Origin of the sequence: Pseudomonas sp. PS02303 (assembly GCF_029959925.1) — a bacterium.
Classification (GTDB): domain Bacteria; phylum Pseudomonadota; class Gammaproteobacteria; order Pseudomonadales; family Pseudomonadaceae; genus Aquipseudomonas; species Aquipseudomonas mandelii.
Genome location: NZ_JASCOM010000347.1, coordinates 1 through 5,099 on the forward strand (window position 1 = coordinate 1; position 5,099 = coordinate 5,099).

General features: G+C 60.3%; 3 protein-coding genes. 1 reads left to right on the forward strand and 2 read right to left on the reverse strand.

All coding sequences use genetic code 11. The features are described from left to right. Positions 1–106 precede the first annotated feature (106 nt). Together QMX98_RS32265 and QMX98_RS32270 are read right to left on the reverse strand one after the other, a co-directional pair. Positions 107–3,172 carry an efflux RND transporter permease subunit gene (locus QMX98_RS32265; protein WP_010462873.1) on the reverse strand — a complete coding sequence of 1,022 codons (3,066 nt, stop codon included), beginning with the start codon at positions 3,170–3,172 and terminating at the stop codon, positions 107–109. Between the two features lie 6 nt (positions 3,173–3,178). Further along, the gene (locus QMX98_RS32270; protein ID WP_282411953.1) at positions 3,179–4,279 is read right to left on the reverse strand and encodes an efflux RND transporter periplasmic adaptor subunit; all 1,101 of its coding nucleotides are present in this window, start codon (positions 4,277–4,279) and stop codon (positions 3,179–3,181) included. A 93-nt stretch (positions 4,280–4,372) separates the two neighbouring features. On the opposite strand from QMX98_RS32270, the gene QMX98_RS32275 reads away from it, so the two are divergent. Then, positions 4,373–5,017 (forward strand): TetR/AcrR family transcriptional regulator, encoded by a 645-nt coding sequence (locus QMX98_RS32275; protein WP_282411954.1) that lies wholly within the window; start codon positions 4,373–4,375, stop codon positions 5,015–5,017. The last annotated feature ends 82 nt before the right edge of the window (positions 5,018–5,099 follow it).

Genomic DNA, 5,099 nt, shown 5'->3' on the forward strand with positions numbered 1-5,099 from the left:
TGCAAATTTTTTGGCCCCCCCCCCCCCCCCCCGCGCGCGGCCCCGCCCCCACAATTTAGAGCGGTGAACGTCAGCAAGAGAGCGGGCGGCCCGAAGGCCGCCGAGATTACACCGACTCTTTCTTGATCCTGAACCACGCCGCATACAACGCTGGCAAAAACAGCAGCGTCAACGCGGTCGCCACGATCAACCCACCCATGATCGCTACCGCCATTGGCCCAAAGAATACGCTGCGAGACAGCGGAATCATCGCCAGTACCGCCGCGAGCGCGGTCAGCACAATTGGTCGGAAGCGTCGCACCGTGGCTTCGATGATTGCTTGCCACGGTTTGAGCCCGGCGGCGATGTCCTGCTCGATCTGGTCCACCAGAATGACCGAGTTACGCATGATCATCCCGGACAGTGCGATGGTCCCGAGCATCGCGACAAAACCGAACGGCTGACGAAACACCATCAGGAACAGCGTCACGCCAATCAGACCCAGCGGTGCAGTCAGGAACACCATCACCGTGCGCGAGAAACTGCGCAGTTGCAGCATCAGCAAGGTCAGCACCACCACAATGAACAGCGGCACGCCGGCCTTCACCGAGTTCTGGCCACGGGCCGAGTCTTCCACCGTGCCGCCGACGTCCAGCAAGTAACCGTCCGGCAATTCGGCGCGGATCGGGTCGAGGGTCGGCAAGATCTGCTGCACCAGCGTCGCCGGCTGTTCCTTGCCGTAGATGTCGGCGCGAATCGTCACGTTCGGCAGGCGATTACGGTGCCAGATGATGCCTTCCTCAAAGCCATATTCCAGCGTCGCGACCTGCGACAGCGCGACGCTGCGGCCGTTGTCGGTCGGCACCGCCAGGCTCGGCAACAACGACAGTTCGGTGCGCTCATGCAGGGTGCCGCGCAGCAGGATCTCGATCAACTCGTTGTCTTCGCGGTACTGGCTGACGCTGGACCCCGTCAGGGAGCTTTGCAGGAACTTCGACAGGTTCGCCGTGCTCACGCCCAAGGCCCGGGCGCGGTCCTGATCGACGTTCAGGTAGACGACTTTGCTCGGTTCTTCCCAGTCCAGATGGACGTTCGCCACGTGCGGGTTCTCGCGAACCTTGGCCGCCACTTTGCGGGCCAATGCGCGGACTTCCTCGATGTGCTCACCGGTCACCCGGAACTGCACCGGATAGCCAACCGGCGGACCGTTTTCAAGGCGTGTGACCCGAGAGCGCAAGGCCGGGAATTGTTCGTTGAGGGTTTCGATCAGCCAGGTGCGCAGGGTTTCACGCTCCTCGATGGTCTTGGCCAGGACGACAAACTGAGCAAAGCTGGCCGCCGGCAGTTGCTGATCCAGCGGCAGATAGAAACGCGGCGAACCGGTGCCGACGTAGGCCACGTAGTTGTCGATACCGGCGTGATCCTTCAGCAAGGCTTCAAGGCGTTTAACCTCGTCGGCGGTGTTGCTCAGGGACGCGCCTTCGGCGAGTTTCAGATCGACCATCAATTCAAGTCGACCCGAGGCCGGGAAGAATTGTTGCGGCACAAAGCGGAACAGCACGATCGAGCCGATGAACAACACCACGGTCAGCACGATGACAGTTTTACGCCAGCGCACGCACCACTCCACCAAGCGCCTGACCCGTTGATAGAACGGCGTGCCATAAGGGTCGGGCTGACCCGTGCCATGTTTGGCGGCATGAATCTTCGCCAGGTCCGGCAGGAGTTTTTCCCCCAGGTACGGCACAAACACCACCGCCACAATCCACGAAGCCAGCAACGCGATGGTCACCACCTGGAAGATTGAGCGCGTGTATTCCCCAGTGCCCGATTGCGCCGTGGCTATGGGCAAGAATCCGGCGGCGGTAATCAGCGTGCCGGTAAGCATCGGGAACGCGGTGCTGGTCCAGGCGTAACTGGCGGCCTTGATGCGGTCGAAGCCCTGCTCCATTTTGATCGCCATCATTTCCACGGCGATGATTGCGTCGTCGACCAACAAGCCCAAGGCCAGCACCAACGCGCCGAGGGAAATCTTGTGCAAGCCGATGCCTAGGTAATACATGCAGGCGAAGGTCATCGCCAACACCAGCGGAATCGCCAGCGCCACCACCATGCCGGTGCGCACACCTAGGGAGAAAAAACTCACCAGCAACACAATCGCCAGGGCTTCCACCAACACCTGAACGAACTCGCCGACACCGGTTTTCACCGCTGCGGGCTGATCGGAAACCTTGCGCAGCTGCATGCCGGCCGGAAGGTTTTTCTGGATGCGGTCAAACTCGATCTCCAGCGCCTTGCCCAACACCAGAATGTCGCCGCCGTCCTTCATCGCGACGGCCAGACCGATGGCGTTTTCCGCCATGAAGCGCATTCGCGGCGCCGGTGGATCGTTGAAGCCGCGACGCACGTCCGCCACATCGGAAATACGGAAAGTGCGATCACCGACGCGAATCGGGAAGTTCTTGATCTCGTCGACTGTCTGAAAATTCCCCGAGACCCGTAGCTGCAATCGCTCACTGGTGGTTTCAAAGAACCCGGCCGTGGACACCGCGTTCTGCTCTTCAAGGGCTTGCTGCACGGCGGCCAATGGCAGACCGAGCGTGGCAAGCTTGACGTTGGAGAGTTCGATCCAGATCTTCTCGTCTTGCAGCCCGAGCAGATCGACCTTGCCCACATCCTTCACCCGTTGCAGCTGGATCTGAATGCGGTCGGCGTAATCCTTGAGCACCGCGTAATCAAATCCCTCGCCGGTCAGCGCATAGATATTGCCGAAGGTGGTGCCGAATTCATCGTTGAAAAACGGCCCCTGGATGCCCGGCGGCAACGTATGCCGAATGTCACTGACCTTTTTGCGAACCTGATACCAAAGGTCCGGTATTTGCACCGAATGCAGGGAGTCACGAGCAATGAACGTCACCTGGGATTCGCCCGGACGGGAGAACGACACGATGCGTTCGTATTCCCCGGTTTCCATCAGTTTCTTTTCAATGCGCTCGGTGACCTGGCGCGAGACTTCCTGCGCCGTGGCGCCCGGCCAGTTGGTGCGGATCACCATGGCCTTGAAGGTGAACGGCGGGTCTTCGCTCTGGCCGAGCTTGGTGTAGGAAAGCGCGCCGACGACAGCCAGCAAGAGCATCAGGAACAGTACGATCTGGCGATTGCGCAGCGCCCATTCGGAAAGATTGAAACCCATCGGGGATTACTCCTTGTCCGCCAGATTGACCACGCGGTTGGAGCGATCCACCGGGCGCACTTGCTGCCCTTCAAGCAAAACATGGACGCCAGCGGCCACCACCCAGTCGCCGGCATTCAGGCCTTCGAGCACCGGGACGGTTTTTTCGCCGAAGGCACCGACCCGGACCGGGGTTTTCTTCAAGGTATTGTTGGCACTGACGACCCAGACATAGGTCGCGCCGTTTTCCGCCGTCAGTGCCGATAGCGGTACGGACAGCGGTATCACTTCAGTTGTCTGGACGAACACCCGGGCGCTCTGGCCGAGTTCGGCCGGGACCTTGCCGCCGGTGAATGAAATCCGGGCAGCGAAGGTGCGGGACTTTGGATCGGCAGCCGGCGACAGCTCACGGATGCGCCCGGCAAAACGCTGATCGGGCTGGGTCCAGAGTTCTACCGAGACGGGCTGACCAACCTTGAAGCGGCCGAAGCTCTGCTCCGGCAAGCTGATCAACACTTCACGCTCGCCATCGGTGGCGAGGGTGAACACGGTTTGCCCGGCCGCCACCACTTGCCCGACTTCCACCGCACGCTTGGCCACCACGCCATCCTGAGGCGCTCGCAGCACCGCGTAGCTGGCCTGATTGGTGGAGACGTTGAATTCGGCTTTGATTTGCTTGAGGCGTGCTTCACCGGATCGGTAAAGGTTTTCGGCGTTGTCGTACTGCGAACGGCTGACCATCTGACGGTCCATCAGCGTCTTGTAGCGATCACGCTCGGCGCGCACCAGGCTCAGATTGGCCTCGGCGGCGGCCACTTGGGCACGGGTGGCTTCCAGTTGCAGGCGCACGTCCTGGGGATCGAGTTCGGCCAAAGGCTGATCGGCCTTGACCCGTTGCCCTTCTTCTACCAGTCGTCGACTTACCTTGCCGCCGATGCGAAACGCCAGGTCCGGCTCATAACGAGCCCGCACTTCACCCGGATAGCTTTCCATTGCCTGGGCCGAAGGCTCTGGCTGTACCACCATGGCCGGGCGGACAGTGGTTTTCGGCGCCTCTTCGTGGCCACACGCAGACAATAGAAACGCCAGACACACTGGCAACGCGAGGGGCAAGGCATAGCGGAACATGGTGAAGGACCTTTCGCTAATGGTGCTTGGAATAATTATACTGGCGAGTATGTTATTAATAGCAAACTCACCAGTCCAGTATTAAAGCGAAGAATGTCGAACAATCTTTCAGCACCCAACGGCCCGGGCCGCCCCAAGGATCTGGCCAAGCGCCAGGCCATCCTCGATGCGGCGAAAATTTTGTTTCTGAGTAATGGTTACGCCAGCACCAGCATGGATGCCGTGGCGGCTGAAGCCGGCGTGTCGAAGTTGACGGTCTACAGCCATTTCAACGACAAGGAGACGCTGTTCTCCGCCGCCGTGATCGCCAAGTGCGAAGAGCAGTTGCCCACACTGTTTTTCGAGTTGCCGGACGGCATTTCGGTAGAAACGGTGCTGCTGAACATCGCACGCGGCTTTCACCAGCTGATCAACAGCGATGAATCGGTGAACCTGCATCGGCTGATAATGGCCTTGGGCAGCCAGGACCCGAAACTCTCACTGATCTTCTTCGAGGCCGGGCCGCAACGCATGTTGCATGGCATGGAGCGGTTGCTGACCAAGGTTGATCAGAGCGGCGCGTTGAGCATCAATAAACCGCGCAATGCGGCCGAGCATTTCTTCTGCCTGCTCAAGGGCGCGGGCAATTTCCGCTTGCTGTATGGCTGCGGAGAGCCGGTGACGGGCGATGCGGCCGAGGAACATGTACGGGAAGTGGTGGGGTTGTTTATGCGGGCTTATCGACCAGAGACAGCCTGATAAGGCTTGGTTGTCTGGTCTGGCGCCTTCGCGGGCAAGCCTCGCTCCGACAGGTTTAACGCAGACCCTGTAAGAGCGAGGC

Bases quoted from the DNA above. Each gene is read 5' to 3' on its own strand.
- QMX98_RS32275 (WP_282411954.1), top strand. From the start codon at position 4,373: ATGTCGAACAATCTTTCAGCACCCAACGGCCCGGGCCGCCCCAAGGAT.
- QMX98_RS32265 (WP_010462873.1), bottom strand. From the start codon at position 3,172: ATGGGTTTCAATCTTTCCGAATGGGCGCTGCGCAATCGCCAGATCGTA.
- QMX98_RS32270 (WP_282411953.1), bottom strand. From the start codon at position 4,279: ATGTTCCGCTATGCCTTGCCCCTCGCGTTGCCAGTGTGTCTGGCGTTT.